This is a genomic window from Candidatus Thalassolituus haligoni, from assembly GCF_041222825.1.
Classification (GTDB): Bacteria; Pseudomonadota; Gammaproteobacteria; order Pseudomonadales; family Oceanobacteraceae; genus Oceanobacter; species Oceanobacter antarcticus.
Window position 1 is genome coordinate 2,657,843 of record NZ_CP139482.1, and the last position, 25,073, is coordinate 2,682,915.

The following is a 25,073-nucleotide window of genomic DNA, read 5'->3' on the forward strand; positions in this document are numbered from 1 at the left end:
AACACTCAGGGCACCACGACGGACGCCTGCTGGCCGCTGTCATTCCACGTTTCCATCGCCTGCCAGCATGTCGTCTGCCATAACATCACCGGAGTCCGGTTATTGCTGGTGTTGTTGCTGGTGTTGATGCTGCTGGGCCTGCCAGAGCGCAGCATAACGCCCCTGCTGCGACAGCAACCGCACATGGCTGCCACGCTCAACGATCCGGCCACCGTCCATCACCGCAATCTCATCCGCATCCACCACGGTCGACAGTCTGTGGGCAATAATCAGGGTGGTATGTCCTTTCGAAACCTGCCGGATGGCATCCATGATGCCGCGTTCGGTGTGTGAGTCGAGTGATGACGTCGCTTCGTCAAACAACATAATGGCCGGGCGTTTGAGTAGCATTCGGGCAATGGCAATACGCTGCTTTTCACCACCGGACAGTTTCAGGCCACGCTCTCCCACCACGATATGCCAGCCATCGGTATGACGCTGAATCAGACTGTCGAGGTGCGCCATGGTAATGACCTGCTGCAACTCCTCATCCGAGGCATCCGGGCGGGCGTAGAGCAAATTGTTTTTCAAGGTATCGTTAAACAGCACGGTATCTTGCGGCACCATTCCGAGGCTGGCACGCAACACCGCTTGAGGCAGTTGATCGATCGGCTGACCATCAATCAAAATTTCACCCGCCGCCGGATCATAAAAACGAAACAGCAAACGGGTCAGGGTCGACTTGCCAGCACCACTACCACCCACAACGGCGAGGGTTTTGCCTGCCGGGATGGTCAGGTCGAGCTGATCCAGCACCTGATAATCATCACGATAACTGAAACTTACCTGCCGAAAAGTGACTTCTCCGCCTTTGAGGTTAAAGGCAGCCGTACCTTCATCTTTCACGGCGGATTGTTCATCCAGCAGTTCGAACATGCGTTCGATATTGGCCATGGATGCCTTCAGTTCGCGATAGACAAAACCAAGAAAATTCAGCGGTAAAAATAACTGGAACATAAATGCGTTGACCAGGGTGAAATCGCCGATGGTCATTGTCCCCTGCACCACATACCAGGCAGCAAACATCAACATCGACAGCATCGCAACGCTGATGATCAGCGCCTGCCCGGCGTTCAGACCAAACAGCGTATAACGGTTTTTTTGGCGCGCCTGCTCCCATTCCGCCAGCGAGTCATCATAGAGCTGCGCTTCCCGTGGCTCGGCATTAAAATATTTAACCGTTTCATAATTCAACAAACTGTCGAGTGCCCGCGCATGGGTAGTGGAATCCATCCGGTTCGCCTCACGCACATACTGCGTCCGCCACTCGGTCATACGAAACGAATAGGCCACATAAACCACCACCGCAAGCGCCGTAATCAAGGCAAATACCGGCGGGTAATTAAACAGTAGTAAACCGATCACCAACAGCAATTCCAGCACAGTGGGTAAAATACTGAAGATAATAAAGCGCAACAAAAAGCTGATGCCCTGAACACCCCGTTCAATATCGCGCTGCAAGGCACCAGTCTGGCGATCGAGATGAAACGCCAGGCTCAAACTGTGTAAATGACGAAAAACCCGCAACGCCATACGGCGCATGGCCCGCTCACTGACCCGGCCAAAAACCAGGTCTCGCAATTCGCCGAACAACACACTCATCAGACGGGCCAGACCGTAGGCCAGCAACAAACCCAGCGGAAACCACAACCACCACTCGCCTGCTGGCACACCGCCAGCCGGTAATTGATTCAGAGTATCAACCTGATGCTTGAGCAAAAACGGCATACCGACACTGGCCAGCTTGGCGCCAACCAGACACAACAAGGCAACAATAACGCGCCAGCGGAACTCAAACAGGTACGGCAACAGAGTGGGCAGCCAGTCCCAACCCTTGCGGGCAGGCGGAACCGGGTCATAACCATGCGCCGATGAAAAGGATTTCATCCAGAGGGTGCTCTATGATTAGAGTCAGAACGGATCAGCGCCGCACCAACAGGGGAAAAACATCTATGAATGGGCGAATTTACCACATTCGCAACGCCTTGCCGGAATTGGTTGAACTGGAAGCCCTGATTGACGAGGGTCGTGACAGCATGCGGATATCCGTACCGGCCCATATTTCCCATCAGAATGAGCAGCTGCCGATCTATGCAATCGAGATGGGCTCTCGCGCTGCAACCGCCCCGACACTGGCCTTTATTGGGGGCGTCCACGGCATTGAACGTATAGGCAGCCAGATCATTTTGGCGTTTATGCGCAGCTTGTTACACCGCAGTCAGTGGGATGAACAACTGCAACAACAGCTGGCAAGCATACGCCTGCTGTTTATTCCCATCGTCAATCCTGCTGGCATGTGGCAAAACAGCCGCTCCAATACCAATGGTGTTGACCTGATGCGCAACGCCCCGGTCGAGGCCGAACACCGCACGCCGTTTCTGGTTGGTGGCCAACGGCTATCGGCTCGCTTACCCTGGTATCGGGGTAAAAAAGGTCACACCATGGAAACCGAAAACCTCGCCTTGACCGAGGTGATTGCACAAACCCTGTTCAGCCAGTCGCTCTGTATTTCACTGGATTGTCACAGCGGTTTTGGTTATCGCGACCGGATCTGGTTTCCCTATGCCCGCAGTCTGGCACCCTGGCCCGGATTGCCCGACGCCTACGCCATGACGCGCCTGTTTGAGCATTCCTATCCCAACCACAACCTGTACCTGTTTGAACCACAAGCCAACAGCTATACCACCAGTGGCGACATCTGGGATTACCTCTACGACGGCTACCGGGCTGCCAACCCCAACGGCGTCTACCTGCCATTGACCCTGGAAATGGGCTCCTGGTTATGGGTAAAGAAAAACCCGCGCCACCTGTTTAACTATCGCGGCCTGTTTAACCCGATACTGCCGCATCGGCAGCAACGTATCCTGCGTCGCCACATCACCCTGTTCGAATTTTTGATGGCCGCCATCGCCAATGGCCCGGCCTGGGTTCCCGCCACCACCAGCGAACACCAACATTCCCTGCAGCAGGCACTGGAACGCTGGTATCCTGAACGTGCCAAAGAAACCAATGTACTGATTCCCTGATCAAACGAACGCCACAGCCAATCCACAGTCAGAGCACAACACCGAGGCGACAGACTGCGACCGATTCGCGTATGATAGCCGCCTTTGATTCGACCCAACCCAGAGAAAGTACGCCACCATGCTGTTTGTACGCCGTATCGCCACCCTGCTTGCTTGCACCGCTGCCGTTGCCGTCACCTCAACCAGCCATGCCGAACTCAGTGCCAACCTTGGTCTGGTATCGGAATACATGCGCGACGGCATCAGTGAAACCCGTGGTGAATACGCAGCCCAGCTAGGAACAACCTATATACACACTTCCGGCCTGTACGGCGGTCTTTGGGCCAGCGAGCTGAAACGCAACGACGATCACACCCACTCGGAATGGGATCTGTTTGGCGGTTTTTCACACCCCATCAGCCACAACTGGGGCATTGACCTGGGAGTGACCCGCAACACCTTCCACGGCGACTGGGAAAGCAACCAGCAAAGTTATGGCGAAGGCTTTCTGCGTGCAACTTACAACCAGTCACTGGTTCTGGGCATCCGCCAGACCAGTAACTTTATGGGCAGCGAGTTTCCACGCCGGGTATTGGAAGCCTCCTACACCCTGCACACCGCCAGTTTCGATTTTGAATTTTATACCGCCCAGCATCGCTACCTGGAGATTGATGACGACTACAATTTCGGTAACGACAACCGCGACAGTTACTGGCACTTCCGCGCTGGCGTAGAACGTACCTACCACCAGTACGACTACCGCCTGACGCTGGAGCGCACCAACCTGACGAGCGACTATGATGCAGGCACCACGTTCCAGTTCGGCATTCACCGCTACTTCGACCTCTGGTAAACAACACCTGCAGCCAGGGCGCACCTGCGTCCTGCTGCGCGGGCTGATTCGCAGCCGCCACCACTGGAGCCACTTCCCCCAGCTCCTCAACCAGCGGCCTTCAGTTCATCAGGTCATCCTGCCGGAACTGGCTGGCAATGGTGAACGATCACTCGAAGCCACCCCCGCTACTCTCCATGACATGATGGAAGACCTGCGTCAGCAGACCCGGCAACTGCTGCCTGAACCACCACCAAAACTCACCTTGATCGCCATCTCCATGGGCGGCATGATCGCGACCGAATGGGCCAGTTGCTACCCGCAAGAAATTGCCGAACTGCACCTTATCAACACCAGCTTTGGCCGCTTCTCAGCCCCCTGGCAACGCATGCGTCCTCGCGCCCTGACCCGACTCCTTCGAGCCACTCCGGGACTGATTCGCGACCCTGCCGCTCTCGAAGCACCCATCATGGAGCTCACCCTCAACCATCCAGCCATACAGCATCAACAACTGCAAGACTGGCAAGATTTCTCCCGCGCTCACCCCATGACCCTGACCAACATCGCCATCCAGATTCGTGCCGCCAGCCGCTATCAAGGCACTGCCCAGTCACCCTGCCAGCGTGCATTTATCTACACCAGCCTGAACGACCAACTGGTGTCAGCACAATGCAGCCAGGCGATTGCCAAACACTGGAACAAACCCCTATGGGAACACCCAAGCGCCGGACACGACCTGCCGCTGGATGACGGTACATGGTTAGCAGAATGTTTCGACCACACCGCCAGGCCCGCAGCCTGGGCAGAACGTAATAAGCAGCAGCGGAAGCTCATTTGCAAAGCCAACCAACAGCCCTGAAAAATGTTGCCAGCATGGATAGCACTGCACCGGAGATGTCTGACTCTCCGAACTCGACAGGTTGTATTAATTCGATGATGCAAAAAAAATACGATTTGTTATAAATGAATACGCTAAATCGAAGTGGCGAAGGCTTTGAAGTCTGTTTTAAACAGGGCAGGTAAATACCGATGAATACCAAACCCCACCTCTGGGTATGTCATAACAATCAACTCACCGAAGGTGGCTACCAGCTCGTTGACGTTATCTATGCAAACGAACCTTCCTCTGTGGTGATCTTTCGTCATCAGGGTACGTGTTTGGCCTATCGGAATTTATGTGTCCATATGCCGCGCAGACTTGACTGCGAAAAAGACATGATTTTTGACCGTAGCGGAAAAAATCTACGCTGCTCGATGCATGGCATCATCTATGATCCAGTCAGCGGCGAATCGATAAGCGCCATTTGTAACGGCGAAAAACTAACACCCGTTAAAGTGCTGGAAAATGACGACGGCGTATGGATTACTGACAAACGAGTCAAGCCTATAGCGGAAACCGACAGCTGAATCAAAACAGCACAACCACTACAGCACAACCACTACAGCACAACCACTACAGCACAACCAATACAGCACAACCAATACAGCACAACCAATACAGGAATACGCCTGATACAATATGCCTTCGGCTATTGGCATCCTACAAAAACACAGAGCCGAACAACGTTTTCAGGTTTTCACGGAGAACCCTCGGTTAATTTACCGTATCTGGCTCACTCGGCTCTGACTGTTGCTGATACGCCAACAGCAATCGTTCACTTGGCGACAACATCGCCACTTCCTGTCCTGCCCGTTGGGCATAAATCACCCGAAAGGCCAGCACGTTCTGTACGTACTGGCGGGTTTCGGCGTAGGGAATGGTTTCTATCCAGGCATCCAGAGGTAAGTGCCCGCGTTCTTTCAGCCAGCGTTCTACCCGATTTGGCCCGGCGTTGTAGGCAGCACTGGCATAAGTGCGGTTGCCATCAAAGCGTTGGTACATTTCGGCCAGATAAGCGCTGCCCAGGGCAATATTGGTTTCCGGGTTAAACAACGGCTCAGTTCCCGCCAGGGAGATGCCGTATTTTTTAGCGGTCAATTTCGCGGTTGATGGCATCAATTGCATCAGTCCCCTTGCCCCCACTGGCGACATGGCTTCCGGTTTGAAGGCGCTTTCCTGACGAGCAATCGCCGTTGCCCAGGTTACGTCAATTTCATTTTTACTGGCCTGGCGATCAAACAGGTCGGTGAATAATGGCGGAAAACGGGCATCCAGATAATTCCATTGCTGCTGACGAATGGCATCCATAATGGAGCGATGATACCAGCCCCACTCGAAAGAAAGTGCTGCCATGTGCTGCCGTTCGTCGGGCGCCAGACTTGCCCGTGCAGAAAGCCATTCCCGCTGGGCCTCAGTCGGTCGATCCAGTTTCAGCCATTCTTTGGCCCGTTGAATGGCTGGATTTTTTTGCAGCTCGGTGAGCACGTCGGCATTCACGTTGAAGGGCTGGTTATTCAGATGATACGGCAGCTGTTGATGGGCGGCCGCCAGAAAGCCGTAAAAAGAGCGGGATTGCGCCAGTTGATTCCAGATGTCATCAAGCGGCTGACTCTCACCGATTTGGCCTTCAATCGTTTTGATTTCGACCACCGATTCATCACCGATCTCATCGCCAACCACCGGACTAACGGATGTTTGATTCTGCACCGCATTGGCATACCAGTATTGCCAACGGTCGGAGGCTTGCAGATCGGCCGGTAAGGTGGTTATCAAAGTAAGTACGTCGGTCCAGTCGATCACATCGGCACCCAATGCCTGCCGCAATCTGGCTTCGGTTAATTCAGAATATTGATGGTCAGGGTCAAGGCGACTCAGTAACTCTGCTGCCGTATTGGTTTGAGCGTAAGCCAGCCGCTTGCCGATATACACATCCAGTGTGCGCATAAGAGAAGATGCTGCAGGCAAGTGCGATCGGTATGCAAGCCACTGTTGCGCTGCAGGTTCGACTGATTGACGGGCAAGGCTCTGGAAGGCTTTTTTAATCACCTGATGTTGGGCCATTGCCGGGAAGACGGAGACATCGGCGGTGGCAACCCGCTCAGGTTGCTTCAACAAGACTTCATAGGCGGATACCAATCGGTTGCCGTCTTCATCCAGGTAACGGTGCAAGTAGCGGGCTAATCGCATTTCACCGGCCTGAGCCGCCAGCCAATAGCGTTTTTGCGCCATGCTCGCCGTTGGATTACCGAGTTGTGCCCATTGTTCAAATAAAGCATCGCATGCTTTGGGCTGGGATTTGCCCACCAACCATAACGAAGCCGTCAGCGCCAGGCCTTGTTCTTGCTGATCGGTGTGCAGATACGCCTGGGCCAAATCACATTGGTACGCCGCACTCTTGTTCGGCAGACGCTGATAGGCGGTTATCCATTCTTGCCAGCGACCGTCTTTGGCCAACTGGCTTAACCAGGCTTGCTGCAAATAGGTACGACTGGGGAACAGTGGATACGCATCCAGAAACTGGTTCACCTCTGCTTGAGTGAGGCGAGCCGGAAACCGCAGATAAGCCTGATATTGCAGATACGGGTAAAGCGGATACTGTTGCAGCGGCGTCAGAAGGCCAGCAACGGCCTCGTAAGACGCTGTTTTTAGCTGCTGCTCGATCTCGACGAATTGCACATAAGCGGCATCCGCTTCAGGTTCCAGAAAATGTTCAGTGCCTTCATCGGCAACTGAGCTAACGCTGTACAACATGATCAGCAAGCTTAAAACTAGTTGTGCTGCTTTCATTTTAGTGACTGACGTTTACGTAAGGTTGCGAAATCCTCAAGCATTGATCAACGATGGTCAACACTTTGTCGACGAGTGTGACAAAAGTATTCAAATAACCTCAGCTACGGCACTTGGTCAGTGTGAAGTCTGGAAAAGTGGAGATCTGGATCTGGATCGACCTACTGAGCGTGGCCTAGCAGCCTGTCGGACTTAACCAAACAGAAACGAAGTGAGATAATCGGAACACCGACTTCCTGCTTCCGCCCTCCCATTTGGGTATGAATCAGCAAACCCCACTCATGATCCGTATTCCCAATGCATCTTGAGGATGGAATCTACCCCGCTCTGTCACCCTAGTTGTCCAGTAGGCGTTTTCGCCTAAATTCTTCTCAGAGTGGGTCAAAAGGATTGCTATGCCACGCTACTCAGACGAACGTAAGGCCGCTGTATTGAAGAAGCTGTTGCCCCCTATGAACCGGTCGGTTGCCTCCCCTGTATGTCAACCTAAGCCTGAGCCAGTGGATTTTGAGATAACATCTAAATCAGGGCGCTCAGGAGAATGACCATGCCAAAACCTGCTACCACTGCTAATCCCAAAGTTGAACCCAGTCCCGCACTGGAAAAGCGGGTGCGCAGAGCCTGGGTGCAATGATCGGCCCACCATGCACTTCCCTTCTGGGCTCATGCCGAACAGCCAACGGTTACCGCACGGCTTTTCGGCAACATCGACCACGACAGCTATTAGATAATCTCCGACATACGCCAGTGCAGCGGCGTCACTATTCAGCTTGCGTGCCATTCCTTTTCGGCTGCTCCATGTAATCTTCATCAGCATCCTGCTTATAGCGACTGACCTGGAGTCAACGCCGCGAGGGCGTCAAGCCGTTTATAGATCACATCTGTTCGCTGGGCATCGCCTCTCGCCTGACTCTGCACGGCATATTCAAAATCACTGACGCACAGCAATCGGGAGATTTCTTTTGCGATATAGCGCTGAACCTCCACTGAGGCAGCTTTTATTTCACCCAGCAATTCTTCACGACCATCAACCAGATTGAGAATATCTTCGATGTCACTACTACCCAACTGGACAACTAGGGTGACAGAGCGGGCTACGTCTCATTCTTGGGTTATGGAACCGTTCGATATAGTCAAAAATATACGATCTTGCCTCGTCCAGTGTATGGTAATTCTGTAGTGGTCTACTAACCCGGACACCAACGTAGGTGGTAAAATTGCCGCCACAGAAGAAGGCAAGCATCACAATAAGAATCCCAATAAAAATGCCAGTCAGAAAACTGACTGGCATTTTGTCTTTAAAAGGCCTGATTAGCTATTTATAGCGAGCCCTACTCCCACTCTATTATCAATAGAACAATAAATAAATTATAAAACAATACCTTGAAGAACAACCCAATCAAAAAACCATGAAAAATTCCATGCATGGTAAAAACGCTCAAGATGTCGGATTAGCCTCTTCAGATGGCCAACTCACCCGCATGACCATCACAAACATCCAGCTCTAGCAGGAAACCTCGGGCGGCTTTTACAAAGCATCTTCCGCCAAGAGCTGCATGTTGAGGCGACACCCCAGGCACGCCAAACACCATTTCTGTGTTCACGACAGCAGCAGTCACAGCATTTTCACCGGTGATACTTTTAGCATTTCCTACAAGGTGTTTGACTCGCCTGCGGGCGAAAGCCTGTCACCACCACACCGGTTGACCTTTTCCCCAAATTCCGCACCATGCACTCGATGAGATTTCCAGCTAACCTAGCAAGATGGAGATCTCAATATGAAGAAGACGCGATACACCGAAGAGCAAATCATTGGCGCTATCAAGGAGCACGAGGCCGGTGCCAAGGTAGACGACCTCTGCCGCAAGCTGAGCATATCCAGTGGAACGTTCTACAACTGGCGTAGTAAATACGCCGATTTAGAAGTGAACGAAGCGAAACGGCTGCGTGAGCTGGAATCAGAGAACAACAAGCTCAAAAAGCTTTTGGCAGACAAGCTGCTTGAAGTTGAGACGATGAAGGACGTGCTATCAAAAAAGTGGTAACGCCTGCAGGCCGCAAGGTAGCCGTCCGGCACCTGATTGAGCAGCACCGAATCAGTGAGTGGAGCGCCTGCCAGCTTGTAGGCATTTCCCGTAGCGCGTTTCGGTACCAAGCCAGAGCCAGGAACGATCATGCATTGAGAGCGAGGCTCCGAGAGCTTGCTGCGCAGCAGTCAGCCTATGGCTATCTGTTTCTGCACAGCATGCTTAAGACCGAGGGCTTGGTGATCAACCGCAAGCGAACGTACCGGATATATACCGAGGAAAAACTGCAGGTACGCACCAAGCGACGTAAGAAGCTGCAGCGTCCCCGGCAACCACTTGAAGTCCCTAGAGCCTTCAACGACGTTGGTCTATAGATTTTGTCGCTGATCAGCTGGCTAATGGCCGCCGCTTCCGAGTGCTAAACGTGGTGGATGATTTCTCCCGCGAAATGGTCGGGCAGCTGGTAGCAGTATCAATCAGTGGGCGCCAAGTGACGCGTTTCCTGTCGCAGCTTTGCGAACACAGAGGCCAGCCGCGGAAAATCATCTGTGATAACGGCACTGAATTCACCAGCAAGGCGATGTTTTTCTGGAGCAAGGAAACGAGTGTAAGTTTGGGCTTCATTCAGCCCGGCAAACCTACCCAGAACGCGTTCGTGAAGAGCTTGAATGGTAAACTCCGGAATGAATGTCTGAATCGGTCCTGGTTCAGAACGATGGACGAGGCCCGAGTGGAAATCGACTCCTGGAGGGAACATTACAACCATGTTAGACCGCACAGCTCACTGAACTACTTGTCGCCAGTTGAGTACGCTCGAAGGGCGGCGTAACGTAAGGAATCTCATCGAACCAGTGGTGCTAATTCAGGGGAAAGGTCACGGTGTACTTCGACCCCGCTCGCCATTTGTGCCAGCATCGAACTTGAACCCAGGTTTATGTACCTGACCCACTACAGGCCGGTGCAGCCGACGGCCGCGAATGTCCGGCAGTTACTGGCATCACTGGATGCCTTTGTCGCCATCGCCGAACAATACGCCAGCCCGCTTGAAGGTCGTCACCAGCGCATTGCCGAAGCCATGCTCGACTGGCTGACAGCACAACTGGCGACCATCAACCCGGCGGCAGACCTGCAACAGGCCCGCGCGGCAACAGATGCCGACCTCAACATCCAGGGGGTGGAAGTCTGGCTGGACAAATCCAAGTCACTCTGAATCTATTAAAGCCCTGAAAAAGCTGCTGTCCGGGTAACCAAGAACTCTGATAGCAGCATTTTCATCAATAATGACTTCGACTTCGTTAGCGTCTTCTGGCGGCTCCAGAGGAATTCTGCCCCCCGCCAGGTAAATTAATTCCTGATTTGACGAGCCCCTCCAACGAAGATTCGTATTTCTTAAAGAAAAAGAGTAGCGACCGGTTATCATCAAGTCACAATGTTCTCTGAGTAACGCCCAATCCTTGCGTTTTACTAGCTCACTATACGTAAAACCGGTATATAAAACCGTTGAGCAGCCCGAGGAACGCCTGATAGAACTTAATAACCAAAGTGTGCTTGGTGCCTGTTGTAGAGGCTCACCTCCAAGTAGGGTTATGCCATCAATATCCCTGTATTGAAGAATTTCATCCAACAATTGCTCCCGATGTATCAATTGGTTTGACTCAAATGACCACATCTGCTGATTCCAGCATCCTTCACAAGCTAACGAACAACCCTGGAGCCAAATAACGTAACGTTTACCAGGGCCATATATATGGCTTTCTGGTTCAATATGGGCAACGTTGAAGTATTCGCCGTAATCTTTGGCCACGGCTACACCATCCGGGTCAGAACCAGTTGGATCTGGCCTTTACTGTTGGTAGTTTCCTTAATGGCGTACCCTTGGGCTTTAGCCTTGTCAATCGCCTGCTGGCGCGTTGCTTCAACACGGGCTTTACGTTCTTCCTCAAGGCGAATTCGTTCCTGCTCGGCAATCCGTGCAAGATAACCTTGATAGGCCACTTCGTAAGCAGACCCGACCTCGCCAAGAAAGCGGCCAACATTTGAGTAATGCTTTTCTGCAAGCCTATTACTTATGCGGCCATTCATTTCGCTGGAATCGTGACGCAAAATCCAGCGCCCCCCCTCCAGTCGAAAATGTTGTGGCCCGTAGTAGTCCGACCGATTGGTGAGAATATCGCCAACAATCAGGCCTCCACGATGACTGACAGTTTGCAGTTTCGATGAGGTGATTTTCACCGGCTCAGCTCCAACAGCCTGCAATGCTTCCATCAGCACTTCTTCAACTACAAACGGCGTAGCCGTTTTAATCACGGCACTCATCAGGACTTCCCCTTGAGAGACTGAGCCCGATGCGTTTGTTGAGTCTGTTGCTGATGATATTCATCGGTCTTTTTGACGCTGCTGACGACGCCTTCCAGATTCAGCAACTCATCCAACGCTTCCAGACAGCTTTCGCCCTTGAAGCCACTGGTCTTGGCGGTAATGGCTCCATCTTCATCAATCGTCAGGGTGATTTTCTGTTCAGGCATTGGCGGACTCCTTGTCACACACAAGTTGAGCTTTCAGGCGTTCTGCATCTCGACTGGCTTGCTCGACCTGATCGGTATTAAATACCACCAGATAACGATTCTGCTGATACTTACGTAGCTCTGTACCATTGACAGGCAGTTCTTCTGGTGGCCACTGGAATTGCTTTTCAACGGCTGTATTACCTTTCAGACCGAGCTGTTTGGCAAAGGCATCGGATGCTTGTTTCGGCTGATACACAAACGATGAACCGTGTTCATTTAGTGCCTTTTCTGCTCGTTCCTTTTCAGATCTGCTGTTATCCAGTGCTTTTTGAGCCTCCTGAATATCACGCTCGATTTTCTTCAGGCCTTGTTCACGGTCTTCGAAGCAGCGTTCAAAAACGCTGTAATGCTTTTTCCAGACCTTTTCCTTGATGGATGTTTTCCAGTTATTTGCCTGGCTCACATCCATAGATTCCAGAGCTTCTCGTTTGGCTTTTAGACAGGCATGACGGGCCTTTTGTGTTAATTCTTCACGTCTGGATTTGGCTTGTTGAATAGCCTCCTGTCGAGCCTGCTTTTCTGGCTCATCAGCATCTTTTGGTGCCGCCTGAGGAATCTCAGGCAAAGCTTCTGCAAGAAACTGTTCAGGCTTGAGGTCATTGATTTCGGCGTCATGCAGTTGATGATCTTCCAGCCTTTCGGCAGCAGAGATCCAGCTAGCTCTGAATTTTTGCTCAACCTGAGAAGTGGCCTCGGTCTTGTTGTTTTGCAGCTCATCAAGGGCCGATGACTTCTGCTTCAATAACTCGCTCGCCTTCAACAGATCATCTTTAAATTCGTCTCGTCGGCGCTCCCAACGCAGATTTTTCTCGGCCTTGTCCATCTCCTGCTCGGTGTCGGCACCGCGCTTGCGAATTTTATCCTGCAAGGACTCCAAACGCTGACGATGTTGCTCTCGTTCCGCCGGTGTTGCTGAAGTGACAGACCAATTTTTGAGAATATCGATTTCTTGATTCAGGGATTTCACCGATTGTCCCTGCCCGAGCAAGAACCCCTTGATAGAGCCTTTTAATTTGTCAGCGATACCGGCTTGCTGCTGATCAATCCTGGATTGAGCAATGGTCAGTACTTCATGGCGTTGCTGCCAATCCTGTTCTGAATTTTTCCAGACCTGATATAAGGCATCCGGCTTCGCAGACTCAGGGCAGTAGGGCGGGTGCACCACCACGCTATAATCAATAAAGTGGGCCAGTTGGCTGCGTTGCAAACCAGCCACTCCGGATGCAAGCTGTTCGGCTTTATCATTCAGGAAGCTGTCAATGTCCTGAGTGTTGATATCCTCAAGTTCGATTTCACGAACCTCTTCAACTACACACTCCAGACCCGGTTGGTCGGCGAAACGAAGTAGCTGTTGATCAGCACATTCGCGAATCAAAGTTGCATCTTTATACTGCCATGCAGCATCTTCAAAGGCCCGGCCGTAGGCCTGCTCAAGTTTCTGGCTTTGCTGTGCTGATAATTTCAGGCACCAATTGGCCGCAGTAAAATCCGTTTGGTCTGGCAACAACCAGTTTCCGTCCTTTGATAACAATAAAGACGGAATCGGGTTATCACTGAGTGCAACGCCTGTGCGAGCCTGCTCTTTTATGTCACTGGACTGAGTTCCTAACAATAAACGCCAGCCATTGCCGGAAGCACCGAAACCAGAATGAGAGGCTGCTTGCAGGTGTTCCAGCGTATCGCCTAGGCAATCGCGTAAGTTGCCACATAGCTGATGAGAATGGTTGGTAACAACCTCTCCATCCGGATGCGGTACGATGGATTGTTGCTGGTTCTGTTGCAGGTATTCCTCGTGGCTCTGCTCCCAAAACAGTTTGCAGAAGTTGCGGAAACTGTCATCGATCTGCCGCGGCTCCAGCTGGATTCCCCACGAGGATTGATCGGCAGATACCAGAGGTTGACCCGACATCAACAACAGTCCCTGTGCCTGAGTGGTGGTGTGATCCACCAGTATCAGGGCGCCTTGCTGACTCACGCCTGTGCGAATCAAGCAACGACCAGACAGGGTATCAATCGCCACCTGGTTGGCATTTTTGTCGCCCAGCAGCAGATAAATACGAACGCCTTTTTCGGCCTGTTCTTTGATGGTCTGAATCAGTGAGTCTTCTTTCAGTTGCTCGCAGGCAATCAGCAAGGTCAGACGCGATATGGACACAACATTCATTAGAAAGTCAGTATCAGGCTGGGACAAGTCCCTGCTGAAATCCGCATCGGACGCTTGCTTGCTAAACAAAGTTGGCAAATGCTCATTCTGGTAATCGATTCGAAATTGTTCCTGTCGAGGTACGATCAGTGTCATCAGAGAGCCTCCGCTTCGATATTATTGATCTGGTCTTGCAAATATCGAGGTAGTTCTACCACCTCTTTAGGCGTAAAGGTTGGTGAACCATCGACACTGCCCCCCCCGATATTATCGCGAATAAAATCTAGCCCGCCGCTGCACTCCCAGCACCAGGTATGCTCCGTACTGACCAAAATCCAGTAGCGACCGTGGTTATCATTTTGCTTTTGCAGGATTTCGCGCGACCAGTTGTCTGGAAGTTTCGCCTCATTTCCTTTCTGCTTATCCAACGTCAAGAGCAAGCCTTTGGCATCAGTAAAATAAGCAGCCACTGAATTCAGGTTGCGGCTCTGACGTGGGGTATGAACGTAACGATCTGAATAGATGAAGTGTTCGATGTATTCTCCGGCTGACAACTGTTTAAGCAGTTCACCGAGATCCAATGCATCATCTTTTACCAGACTGATCGGCATGCGCAGTTTGCGGCTTCTGGAGGGTGTCAGATCCGCCATCGTCGCAATATGCCAATAGGCCTGCGGCTGACTTTCGCGTCGAATCTTTGACAACAAGGACTGCTGTTCTTTTAGCGGTAGCGCAAAGTCATTCAAGGCGATGTGATCCAGCCATTGTGACTGTTGTTTACGGGCTTCCGCCGATGAGTGGTACTGCCTGCTGTAGAAATCTTCCAACCAGAAATGATGCCAATATTTAGCATCGGATTGGTCAGCTGGCTGAATAGGAATGTGTTTGACCTGAACCGACTGGAACTCACCCATACCGGTTTCCAGATCTGAACAATTAAAACTGCCGATCTGAAATTTCTGAACAGCTAAGTGATAATCCTCAAGCGATTTCATCGACTCCAGCGAAGTCTTCATACGACGCTCTTCAGGCAGCCAGTGGCCGTCAAGTTCTCCGGCGATAGCCACCATGACATCGTTCAGACAATCACCAAAATCATCAATGGAGATTTCCAGAGCTTCTAGGCGTGAGCTGGTTTTATTCTGATTGAATTGCAACATATCCAGCTGACCTTTCAGGCTGAGCTGCGATGCTGAAAAGTCCAGTGTCCATTCGAGCTGAATCTTTTCTGACTTCTCAGGCGAGCAAATCACTTCAGGATCAAGTGATGCCAGCTGCAAGCTGATATTCTTCAATTCGGTCTTGTTGCGATCGACGAAGGACTCCTCAAGGACATTCAGCTTTAAAGGCCGCTCTACCCGAAATTCTGACCGGGCTGCATCATCCCTTTTTTTCCAGCTTTTCATATCGGGCTCAAAGAACGCTGTATCCCGCTGCATCATGACCGGGCGAGTCCCCAGCAAAGGATCATGATCTGTGTACCAGATATGGTAAAGACCGCGCTCTTTAGCTTCGAATAAGCCACTATCAATAACCTGCTGGCCTTTATCCGTAATGCCCGAATCATCCCACAGCGCTTCCCGCTTGAGATACGCCCTCAGTCGAGGTGGCATATCAGCAGAATTATTTTGCACACCCTTTAACAAGGACACTAAATCAGGCCGATCACGCAAAAACGTAACCTTGGCGATAATGGGAAAACGCTTTAGCTGAACATTTCGACTGAGCGTTAAGGCTAGAGAGCCTGCTTTGTTTACATTCTCTTTGACAGGCGAGGAGTGGTTTTTAGCCTCACCTGCCAGTTCTTTGGGGTCAGTGATTCCTTTCAAGTCTGAAAAGGACTTCATCTGGCGTTTTTGACGATTACTCATGATCGGGACTTCCCTTTCTTACCTGCATTGTGATGCGGTTGTTTTTGGCTACTTGCAGTCAAAACACAGCAGGATTTTGCGAGTTCTTTTAACTCCAGCGTACGGGACCGCTGGGAGAAATATTCATGATGCCCAACAATCACCAACTGGTAGCGGGCACGGGTAATGGAGACGTTTAGGCGGTTGGGCGAGTCCATAAAACCATCGCGATGGGTATTCACCATTGACAGGAAAACCACATCAGCCTCCTGGCCCTGGAAGTAATCCACAGTGGCCAACTTAATCGATATACCTTTGTAGTTAAACCGAGCGTAACGATTGGTATTACCCGGTAGCTTTTGAAGAGCGTCTCGCAGGGCTTTCTCCTGTCCCTTGTAGAAGGTCAAAATCGCAACGTCGAAGGGTTCGCCTTTTTGGTTTTTGTTTTTCTCTGCCCAATCACAAAACGCTTTCAGCTCGATAATCAGAGCATCGGTTTCCTGCCGGTTGCTATTCCCTCTCAACGTCGTTCCTCGAACATCCAGCCAGATATTGCGCGTGTCATATCTGTGATAGTTCCAGGCCCTGTCGTCAGTCGTTTTGTCGCCATCCGCCAGTAAACCTTTGAGGTAAAACTGCTGCCGAGGGAATGCCGATATATCCGGATGCATCCGGTGTTGATAGGTCAAGGTTGTATAGCGTTGGGATTTTTCAGAAGCATCGAAACCCTGATTCAAGGTCGTTGGATCGTCACTCTTGCGTTTGACCAGGCCATCGCCCGATAGCGCCTCAAGAATCGACGGAAAGGCAATATTTTTGAGTACATGAATTCGGCCATCAGCTGGTACTGACTTGGGAAACAGCCGCTCCAAAGTATCTTCCAGATAGCCAGTTTTTCGCTTCTGGTTGGCCGATAATCGCAGCCAGTACTCGCGCTCCAGACGCCAACACACCTCTTCCGACCATTTGGTGCTATCGATACGGTCGAGCAGTTCCTCATGAACCTGCACAGTATCCGTGCAATCAGAGGTTTTAACCTTGAACGGCTTGCAACTTATACCTGTGGCTCTATGTTGCGCCGCTTGGGAAGTGCGGCACCAATCGGGATGCAGGATCAGCATATCGTCAGGAATCCAGTCAGTCCGTTCGCCCAGGCAGCCTTCTTCGACAAAAAGTACGTTGTGACGATACAGCTGTTCAGGACTCTGTATGATCTGTCGCAACCCAGCCAAATGGTTCTCTGCATTACGTCCCTCGTTTGCCATCACGACCAACAGCTTGTCGAAGCCCTTGGCAAGTTTGGGCATCGAGGTCCGGACACGAATTTCCGCCGCTAATGCTATTGCTACGTCACGGGTAACAGGCACCAACAGCGGCTGGGAAAAGGGACTTTGGTGATTACCTCGCAGCTCTTCCAGCAGGAAGCAGGCTTGCTGGACGGCTGCAGAAAGATTCTGGGCCGGTGTTTTTCCTTTTGGCGGAACCAGCATCAGATTATCGAGGTTGGCGACGATCTGCTCACGATCAGTGAACGGCGATAGCTGACGCACGTCGCCCACCAGCACCCAGCGTTTGGCAAAACGCGCAGGCACCAGGAATTCCTGAAAGGTGGTTTTACTGCACTCGTCGATGATCATTACATCAAACGGCGGCTCGCCGGTATCCAGCACCAGCTCGCGATCATTGAACAGCCTCAGGATGCCGATGGTGGTACCGCAAACCAGATTGGAAGAATCCACCATCAGCTGCTTGCTGAGCTGCTCGCACCCGTGGATTTTCTTAAGACCGCTGAGCACATTATCGAACTGGAATTCTTCAACACCGATGGCATTGTTTTCATCACCGATGCGCAAAGGAAATATTTGCGCTGACAGCTCTGAATTTTCCTTAATGCGTTCCAACACATTGTTGATCGCGGCATGAGTGGATGCCGACAACAGAACACGTTTTCCTTGCAACACCAGCTGCATAATCAGTTCAAGAATGGTGGTGGTTTTACCTGTGCCAGGTGGACCATCCAGAATGGTGAAGTCCTCATTCGCCAGGGCCTTGGCGACAAACGCGCGCTGACAATCACAACCATCAAAGTTGGGGTCTGTCAGTACTGTCCAGTCAGACTCCAGGATTTTTGCTGGTTGCACATCCGGCCAACGGGTTTGCCCACGTTTTTGCAACATCTGAATCAGGGGCCAATGACCTGCTGAAGGGCGATTCATCAGTTGATTGATCGCGTCCTTTTGACGTTTGAGCTGGCTGGTATCCACGCTCACACGAATCTCACTTCTCTTTCCCTGTTGAGATGGATACTCACTGTGCCAGTTTTTCTTGCCTTTGATATTTCTGGCCAGCAAAATTTGGCGCTCTTCTTGACGTGCTTTCAGCACACGGAAGCCGTCATCAAACTTGCGTTGCGTCGAATCCAGAATCTTGATGTTCTGGTTATCACCAAAGAAGTAATCCAGATCGGATTTACCAGTCTCGTCGCGACTTTCTTTTTCGATCAGTTGAATCCATTGTTCTTCGACATCCGCTACTTCCAGTTGCCAAGCGATAGCTGGAAATGCGGAGCAAGTGAGAGAATAGGAATCATTTAATTCCTGCCTAGTACGACTTTCTAGCATCAGGCTTTGCGCTTGTTTTTTGCCTTCTACACGCAACTCCCAGTGATCACTTTGCAGGGGCTGGCCTCGGCATTGAAAATGACCGCAACCCAGTTTCGCCAGTTCTTTATTGGTGACATCTTCCAGCCTGTGTCCATCCAGTTGAGGCCGCGACTCTGAAAACAGCAGCCAACCATTACCTTCTGATTTGGCTTGCCATTGTTTAAGACGGGATTCGTCCAACCCTTTAATCAGGGTGAAAGGCGTGTCTTGCCCGTCAACGGACAGAGTGCTGTTGGGTCTCACATGGCCTTGCAGCACCAGACGAGCGTCAATCTGCTTCGTCACCGTACATGGCTGGCCGTCGATATAAACCAACTTTAACTGGTCAAGCTGACGGGCCAATGGACGCAGTTCCAGCTGATAACCGCTCCATGAGATTGGGTCGTCATCTAATTCAAGCTCAGGTAAGTACAGCTGATAATCCGAGGCGCTATAACCACCGTCGGGTATACCCGTCTCTCGTCGTCCTTTGCCTTTGCCTTGTCGAATGGGGTCGTCCTCATCCGGGTCAAAACCGGCATCAGGTAACTCGTCATCGACCGTGAGAATCTCAAACCAGCCTTCCTTACCAGCCACAACTTCTATTTCGCTCACCGGCAACAGTTGCCAGATCCGTTTGTCAGGCTTGAGCTGATAGCGCTTGTTGGCGACAGGCTTCCATTCGCAGCTGACTTCCTTGTTCTCCAGTGCCTTGATGCTGTTACTCAGGTAATGCATAAACGGCATCAGGACACTATTGGTCTGGCTGTCCAGTGTGCCTGCCTTGAAGCCTTGCTGTTCAAGGGCAGTAAAAAACGGGTTTTCCATAACAAACGGTCCTGGTTATTTTTTGACGAACGGGTTTTCGCCTTCCTGTTTGAGACGGGGCTTTTTACTGCTGGAAAGATCCAGAGCTTCTGGCTCGGCAGAGCTGGCAGCCACAGCGCGCCCCTTGGCCCAGGCACGGGTATCCTGAATCATTTCCGCCATGGTTAAAGACAGTGGCGAGGTGGCCTGAATCGCCTTGAGGATATCGTCCTTGTTTAACTGGTGGCCTTCGTCAAAAGCCAGAAACATGGCTTCCTTAACGGCTTCTTCCAGTTCAGCACCAGTAAAGCCCTTGCTGGCAATCGCGAGCTCATCCAGTTCCTTAGAAGAGAAATCATCCAGCCGATTTCGGCCTTTCAGATGAATAGAGATAATCTCTTTGCGATCCTGCTGCACCGGCAGATCGACAAAGAATATTTCATCGACACGACCTTTCCGTAGCAACTCTGGTGGTAATTGGGCGATATGGTTGGCAGTCGCCACCACAAACACCGGTTTCTCTTTTTCCTGCATCCAGGTCAGAAAGGTGCCCAACACCCGGGATGTCGTACCACCGTCGGTAGCGCCAGAGCTTTGCATACCCGACAGGCCTTTTTCGATCTCATCGACCCAGAGAATACTGGGTGCCAGCGCCTCGGCTGTTTGCAGTGCTGAACGGATATTAGCTTCCGACTGCCCCACAATACCGCCATAGATTTTACCCATATCCAGACGCAACAAAGGCAGCTGCCAGGCATTGGCCACTGCTTTGGCGGCCAGGCTTTTACCTGTGCCCGGCAAACCGAGCAGCAGCACGCCTCGGGGAGTTTCCAGACCAAAATCACGCGCGTCTTTGGTAAACGACTGACGACGGCGATTCAGCCAGGATTTGAGGTTATCCAAACCACCAATATCGTCGAGCGTGGCTTTCGGATGAAAGTATTCAAGATGTCCGCTTTTGCGAATCACCTGTTCCTTTTCTTTGACGATAAAGGGGATTTCAGATTCGGTCAGACGCTTGAACTGACAAGCAGCCTTTGAGAAAGCCAGTTGTGCCTCACTGGTGGACAGACCGAGCGCCGACTCGATCAGAGCAGGTGACTCCTGATAATCCCTGTCATCCAGTTCATACCGCTGCTTGGCCTGAAGCATAAGAGTTTTCAGATCATCGACATCCGGCAATGGCATTTCCATCACCTGCACCTCTTTCTCCAACTCTGCAGGCAGCAGCGGAGCAGGCTGGGAGAGCACAACAGTGACGTTATTGATTTCACGGCTGGCAACGGCAATTGCAAACGCTCGCAAGCGGCTGGTCAGGGTGTGCTCATTCAGAAAATGATGGAAGTCTTCCAGAAGCAGGATGAATTCAGATTGGTCTTGCGAAGATTCAACCAGCCATTCCAGAGCTTCCTGAGGCTGTTCACCCTCATCCTCCGATTCCCAGGAATCGTCTTCGAAATCGTATTTTCTCAAGCCCTGCGGCATGTTCCATGCGTAGAGGTCTCTGTTTAGGTCTGTGGCTGCCTGAATGCAGCAAGCGCGAATACGCAAGGTTTCGTGACTGATGATTTGAATAACCGGTGCCGCTGCTTCCGTATTTAGCGTGAACAAATCCCTAAACGTCATTGACTAACCTCAATGTTGAATTGCTAGTAACTAAAACTCATGCCAAATGCATATAAGTATTAAAGATATCAAGTCTCCGCAAGCACCCAGGCGGAGCTTCTTGTCCTGACCCGCTGTAAATAATCCGCACAAGCTGATTCCACCGGAATAAGCTGCCTATGCTCATCCAGTACCGGCATTCGAGGGAGATGATCGAGAAATGGCGTCAGCATACTGTCAGCCATGCTGTAGTGCTCACCGGCCAGCCACTGGCTCTGACTCAGCAGCTGTTCAACAATCGCAATAAAGCCACGAGCCGAAAGTTGATAAAGAAGGGTGCGCTCCGGCCGATGGCGTAAATGCAGCGGTGCGCCGACACTCGGGCTGGCTTCCCTACCAACCGGCAACGGCAACATGCTTGCATCCTTGCGAAGTTATTACAGGCTCAGGTTAGCACGTTTGTAATTCCATCTACCAGACGGCATAGAGCCTAACGTTGCCAGCCAGTACCGGTCACTCCCACTCAATCGTCGCCGGTGGTTTGCTGGATACGTCATAGGTCACGCGGGAGACGTGTTCTATTTCGTTGATAATGCGGTTGGATACTTTCTCCAGCAGCTCGTACGGCAAGTGCGCCCAGCGGGCGGTCATAAAGTCGATGGTTTCGACTGCGCGCAGAGCAATTACCCATTCGTAGCGGCGCTGGTCGCCGACGACGCCAACGGATTTTTGCGGAATAAATACCGCGAAGGCCTGGCTGGTTTTGTGGTACCAGTCGAAGTTATGCAGTTCTTCAATAAAGATGGCATCGGCTTCGCGCAGGATATCGGCGTATTCTTTTTTCACTTCGCCAAGTATACGGACGCCCAAGCCCGGCCCTGGGAATGGATGGCGGTAGACCATGTCGTAGGGCAGGCCCAGTTCCAGGCCGATTTTACGCACTTCGTCCTTGAACAGTTCGCGTAATGGTTCTACCAATGCCATTTTCATATCGTCTGGCAGGCCGCCGACGTTATGGTGAGATTTGATGACGTGGGCCTTACCGGTTTTGGAGGCAGCGGATTCAATCACATCCGGGTAGATGGTGCCTTGTGCCAGGAAGTGTACGTCTTTGAGTTTGGTGGCTTCGGCGTCGAATACGTCGATAAAGTTGCCGCCAATGGCCTTACGCTTGGCTTCCGGATCGGTCACGCCAGCCAGGGCACCCAGGAACAGCGCTTCGGCGTCGGCACGGATGACTTTAACGCCCATATTTTTGGCAAACATGTCCATCACCATGTCGCCTTCGTTCTTGCGCAACAGGCCGTTATCGACAAAAACACAGGTCAGCTGGTCGCCGATGGCCTTGTGCAATAAGGCCGCCACCACGGAGGAGTCCACACCACCCGACAGGCCGAGCAATACTTTTTGATCGCCGACTTGGACGCGGACTTTTTCGATCTGGTCTTCGATGATTTTTGCCGGTGTCCAGAGCACTTCGCAGCCACAGATGTCCAGAATAAAGCGTTCCAGAATGCGTTGGCCTTGCAGGCTATGGGTCACTTCCGGGTGGAACTGAACGCCGTAGAAATGTTTGTCGGCCAGGTACATACCGGCAATCGGGCATGAAGGCGTTGAGGCCATCAGCTCAAAGCCTTCGGGCATGGCAGATACTTTGTCGCCGTGACTCATCCAGACGTCCAGCAGTGACTGGCCGTCGTCGGTGATGTGATCCCGAATGTCATGGAACAGCTGGCTATTGCCTTCCACCTGAATCTGGGCGTAGCCGAATTCACGAATGCTGGAACCCTGAACCTTGCCACCCAGCTGCTCTGCCATGGTTTGCATACCATAGCAGATACCCAGCACGGGCACGCCCAGGGTAAATACACATTCCGGAGCCCGTGGTGATCCGGCTTCGGTCACTGATTCCGGGCCACCGGCCAGAATAATACCGCTCGGGTTGTATTCAAGAATTTCGGCGGCGTCCATATCAAAGGCACGTATTTCCGAAAACACACCGATTTCGCGCACACGACGGGCAATCAGTTGGGTGTATTGGGAGCCAAAATCCAGAATCAGAATTTTCTGGGCGTGGATATCTTGAGACATAGGGTATCCATGGTAACGGGGCCACAGCCCACGGTTGAATAATCAGTAAAAATGCAAAAAGGGGACGCTAATCCCCCTCTTTAAAATCCGCGTTGTCGAATTCCAGTCCTTGCTGCTCTACCCTGCTGCTGGCTGCTTATAGCCACTAACACACCACTAACACCGTCATTAACAGTAAACACCGTCACTAGCACAGCGATGCAGTAGACAGCAGTGCCATAGAGCAGTCAGCATCAGTCACCAAGGCGGTAGTTGGGCGCTTCTTTGGTAATCTGCACATCGTGGACGTGGGATTCTTTCATGCCAGCACCGGTGATCTGTACGAATTGCGGCTTGGTGCGCATCTCGTCAATGGTCGCACAACCGGTATAACCCATGGCCGCACGAACACCGCCCATCAACTGATGAACCACATTCGACAGCGGCCCTTTAACGGCGATACGACCTTCGATGCCTTCTGGTACCAGCTTGTCAACGCCTTCCTTCTTGTCCTGGAAGTAGCGGTCGGAAGAACCCTGGGTCTGGCCCATTGCGCCCAAAGAGCCCATGCCACGGTAAGACTTGTAGGCACGGCCCTGGAACAACTCCACTTCACCGGGTGCTTCGTCGGTTCCGGCCAGCATAGAACCAACCATAATCACTGAGGCTCCGGCGACCAGTGCCTTGGCGATGTCACCAGAGAAACGTACGCCGCCGTCTGCAATAACCGGGACGTCGTACTTTTCCATGGCTGTTGCGACATTGGCGACTGCGCTGATTTGCGGAACGCCGACACCGGCCACAATTCGGGTGGTACAAATAGAACCCGGACCGATACCTACTTTCACGCCATCAGCTCCGGCTTCTACCAGAGCAACGGCGGCTTCTGCGGTGGCGATATTGCCGCCGATCACCTGAAGATTAGGGTATTTCTGTTTGATCATGCGTACACGATCGATCACACCAGTGCCATTGGCATTGGATGTGTGGCCATGGGCAGTATCCACCACGATCACGTCTACACCGGCAGCGGCCAGTGCATCCACACGTTCATCCGTGCCTGCGCCAGTACCAACAGCAGCACCCACCAGCAAGCGTCCCTGATCATCTTTGGCCGCGTTGGGAGAAGCTTTGGCCTTGTCGATGTCCTTGACGGTCATCAGTCCCACCAGTTTGCCAGCCTCATTCAGCACCAGCACTTTTTCAATACGGTGCTTGTGCAGCAGATCCTGAACAATAGCTGGGCTGGTGCCTTCCAGCACGGTGATCAGTTTTTCTTTGGGAGTCATTACCGAGGCGACGGTTGCCTCCAGATTTTTTTCAAAACGCACATCACGGCGGGTAACAATACCCACCAGCTCGCCATGATCGACAACCGGCATTCCGGAAATATTGAATTGGGCAGACAATTCCAGCACACCGCTGATCGTGGTTGAACTGGTGACCGTAATGGGATCTTTCACCACCCCACTTTCGTATTTTTTGACCTTGCGAACCTCGGCAGCCTGTTCTTCCGGCGTCAAGTTCTTGTGGATAATACCCAGACCTCCTTCCTGTGCGATCGCGATCGCGAGGCGGCCTTCGGTGACGGTATCCATTGCAGAAGAAATCAGCGGAATCTTCAGCTCAATACCACGAGTCAGACGGGTTTTCAGGGAAACCTGATTGGGCAGAACTTCAGAAAAACCGGGAACCAACAGCACATCATCAAAAGTGAGTGCTTCCTGAGCGATTCGCAACATAGAGAGCCTTCCAGAATGGGGAAATTTGGGAGGTTACCCGAAGTCAAACGCGGTGGCGGAAAGCCCTGTTCGCTGGC

General features: G+C 51.9%; 18 protein-coding genes and 1 pseudogene. 6 read left to right on the forward strand and 13 right to left on the reverse strand.

Annotated elements, in window-relative coordinates; all coding sequences use genetic code 11:
* Positions 1 to 99: 99 nt before the first annotated feature.
* On the reverse strand, positions 100 to 1,926 hold the full coding sequence (locus SOJ49_RS11855; RefSeq protein WP_369854720.1) for an ABC transporter ATP-binding protein/permease: 1,827 nt from the start codon (positions 1,924 to 1,926) through the stop codon (positions 100 to 102).
* 65 nt (positions 1,927 to 1,991) lie between these two features.
* On the opposite strand from SOJ49_RS11855, the gene SOJ49_RS11860 reads away from it, so the two are divergent.
* From SOJ49_RS11860 to SOJ49_RS11875, 4 genes are all read left to right on the forward strand, one after another.
* Positions 1,992 to 3,065 carry a M14 family metallopeptidase gene (locus SOJ49_RS11860; protein WP_369854721.1) on the forward strand — a complete coding sequence of 358 codons (1,074 nt, stop codon included), beginning with the start codon at positions 1,992 to 1,994 and terminating at the stop codon, positions 3,063 to 3,065.
* 118 nt (positions 3,066 to 3,183) lie between these two features.
* Positions 3,184 to 3,897: a TorF family putative porin gene (locus SOJ49_RS11865; RefSeq protein ID WP_369854722.1), complete on the forward strand. Its 714-nt coding sequence runs from the start codon at positions 3,184 to 3,186 to the stop codon at positions 3,895 to 3,897.
* Positions 3,842 to 4,735 carry an alpha/beta fold hydrolase gene (locus SOJ49_RS11870; RefSeq protein WP_369854723.1) on the forward strand — a complete coding sequence of 298 codons (894 nt, stop codon included), beginning with the start codon at positions 3,842 to 3,844 and terminating at the stop codon, positions 4,733 to 4,735. Before SOJ49_RS11865 ends, SOJ49_RS11870 begins: the two co-directional genes overlap by 56 nt.
* A 170-nt stretch (positions 4,736 to 4,905) precedes the next feature.
* Complete coding sequence (locus SOJ49_RS11875; protein WP_369854724.1) at positions 4,906 to 5,283, forward strand: Rieske (2Fe-2S) protein; 378 nt, start codon at positions 4,906 to 4,908, stop codon at positions 5,281 to 5,283.
* Positions 5,284 to 5,470: 187 nt separating this feature from the next.
* Here SOJ49_RS11875 and SOJ49_RS11880 read toward each other — a convergent pair whose 3' ends face one another.
* Both SOJ49_RS11880 and SOJ49_RS11885 read right to left on the reverse strand, forming a co-directional pair.
* Complete coding sequence (locus SOJ49_RS11880) at positions 5,471 to 7,507, reverse strand: transglycosylase SLT domain-containing protein (protein ID WP_369854725.1); 2,037 nt, start codon at positions 7,505 to 7,507, stop codon at positions 5,471 to 5,473.
* A gap of 858 nt (positions 7,508 to 8,365) precedes the next feature.
* On the reverse strand, positions 8,366 to 8,611 hold the full coding sequence (locus SOJ49_RS11885; protein WP_369854726.1) for a hypothetical protein: 246 nt from the start codon (positions 8,609 to 8,611) through the stop codon (positions 8,366 to 8,368).
* A 710-nt stretch (positions 8,612 to 9,321) separates the two neighbouring features.
* Between SOJ49_RS11885 and SOJ49_RS11890 the strand changes: the two are divergent.
* Both SOJ49_RS11890 and SOJ49_RS11895 read left to right on the forward strand, forming a co-directional pair.
* Positions 9,322 to 10,399, forward strand: a pseudogene (locus SOJ49_RS11890) (IS3 family transposase).
* A 105-nt stretch (positions 10,400 to 10,504) separates the two neighbouring features.
* Positions 10,505 to 10,780 (forward strand): hypothetical protein, encoded by a 276-nt coding sequence (locus SOJ49_RS11895; RefSeq protein ID WP_369854727.1) that lies wholly within the window; start codon positions 10,505 to 10,507, stop codon positions 10,778 to 10,780.
* Here SOJ49_RS11895 and SOJ49_RS11900 read toward each other — a convergent pair.
* The 10 genes from SOJ49_RS11900 to guaB form a co-directional block, all read right to left on the reverse strand.
* Positions 10,772 to 11,374, reverse strand: coding sequence for a 4Fe-4S single cluster domain-containing protein (locus tag SOJ49_RS11900; RefSeq protein ID WP_369854728.1), 603 nt, complete (start codon positions 11,372 to 11,374; stop codon positions 10,772 to 10,774). The two genes, SOJ49_RS11895 and SOJ49_RS11900, sit on opposite strands and share 9 nt — an antisense overlap.
* Before the next feature lie 2 nt (positions 11,375 to 11,376).
* On the reverse strand, positions 11,377 to 11,886 hold the full coding sequence (locus SOJ49_RS11905) for a hypothetical protein (RefSeq protein WP_339664931.1): 510 nt from the start codon (positions 11,884 to 11,886) through the stop codon (positions 11,377 to 11,379).
* Positions 11,886 to 12,095: a DUF2997 domain-containing protein gene (locus SOJ49_RS11910; protein ID WP_339664933.1), complete on the reverse strand. Its 210-nt coding sequence runs from the start codon at positions 12,093 to 12,095 to the stop codon at positions 11,886 to 11,888. Before SOJ49_RS11910 ends, SOJ49_RS11905 begins: the two co-directional genes overlap by 1 nt.
* Positions 12,088 to 14,436 carry a hypothetical protein gene (locus tag SOJ49_RS11915; RefSeq protein WP_369854729.1) on the reverse strand — a complete coding sequence of 783 codons (2,349 nt, stop codon included), beginning with the start codon at positions 14,434 to 14,436 and terminating at the stop codon, positions 12,088 to 12,090. Before SOJ49_RS11915 ends, SOJ49_RS11910 begins: the two co-directional genes overlap by 8 nt.
* Entirely contained in the window at positions 14,436 to 16,151 is a 1,716-nt protein-coding gene (locus SOJ49_RS11920) for a hypothetical protein (RefSeq protein WP_369854730.1), read from the reverse strand. The genes SOJ49_RS11915 and SOJ49_RS11920 overlap by 1 nt, the downstream gene beginning before the upstream one ends.
* Positions 16,148 to 19,600: an AAA domain-containing protein gene (locus SOJ49_RS11925; RefSeq protein ID WP_369854731.1), complete on the reverse strand. Its 3,453-nt coding sequence runs from the start codon at positions 19,598 to 19,600 to the stop codon at positions 16,148 to 16,150. Before SOJ49_RS11925 ends, SOJ49_RS11920 begins: the two co-directional genes overlap by 4 nt.
* Before the next feature lie 15 nt (positions 19,601 to 19,615).
* The gene (locus tag SOJ49_RS11930) at positions 19,616 to 21,205 is read right to left on the reverse strand and encodes an AAA family ATPase (protein ID WP_369854732.1); all 1,590 of its coding nucleotides are present in this window, start codon (positions 21,203 to 21,205) and stop codon (positions 19,616 to 19,618) included.
* 68 nt (positions 21,206 to 21,273) lie between these two features.
* The gene (locus SOJ49_RS11935; RefSeq protein ID WP_339664941.1) at positions 21,274 to 21,600 is read right to left on the reverse strand and encodes a glutathione S-transferase domain-containing protein; all 327 of its coding nucleotides are present in this window, start codon (positions 21,598 to 21,600) and stop codon (positions 21,274 to 21,276) included.
* A 97-nt stretch (positions 21,601 to 21,697) separates the two neighbouring features.
* A complete protein-coding gene (gene guaA / locus SOJ49_RS11940; RefSeq protein ID WP_369854733.1) occupies positions 21,698 to 23,275 on the reverse strand; it encodes a glutamine-hydrolyzing GMP synthase in 1,578 nt (525 codons plus the stop codon).
* Positions 23,276 to 23,508: 233 nt separating this feature from the next.
* Positions 23,509 to 24,996: an IMP dehydrogenase gene (gene guaB / locus SOJ49_RS11945; protein WP_369854734.1), complete on the reverse strand. Its 1,488-nt coding sequence runs from the start codon at positions 24,994 to 24,996 to the stop codon at positions 23,509 to 23,511.
* Positions 24,997 to 25,073: the final 77 nt, after the last annotated feature.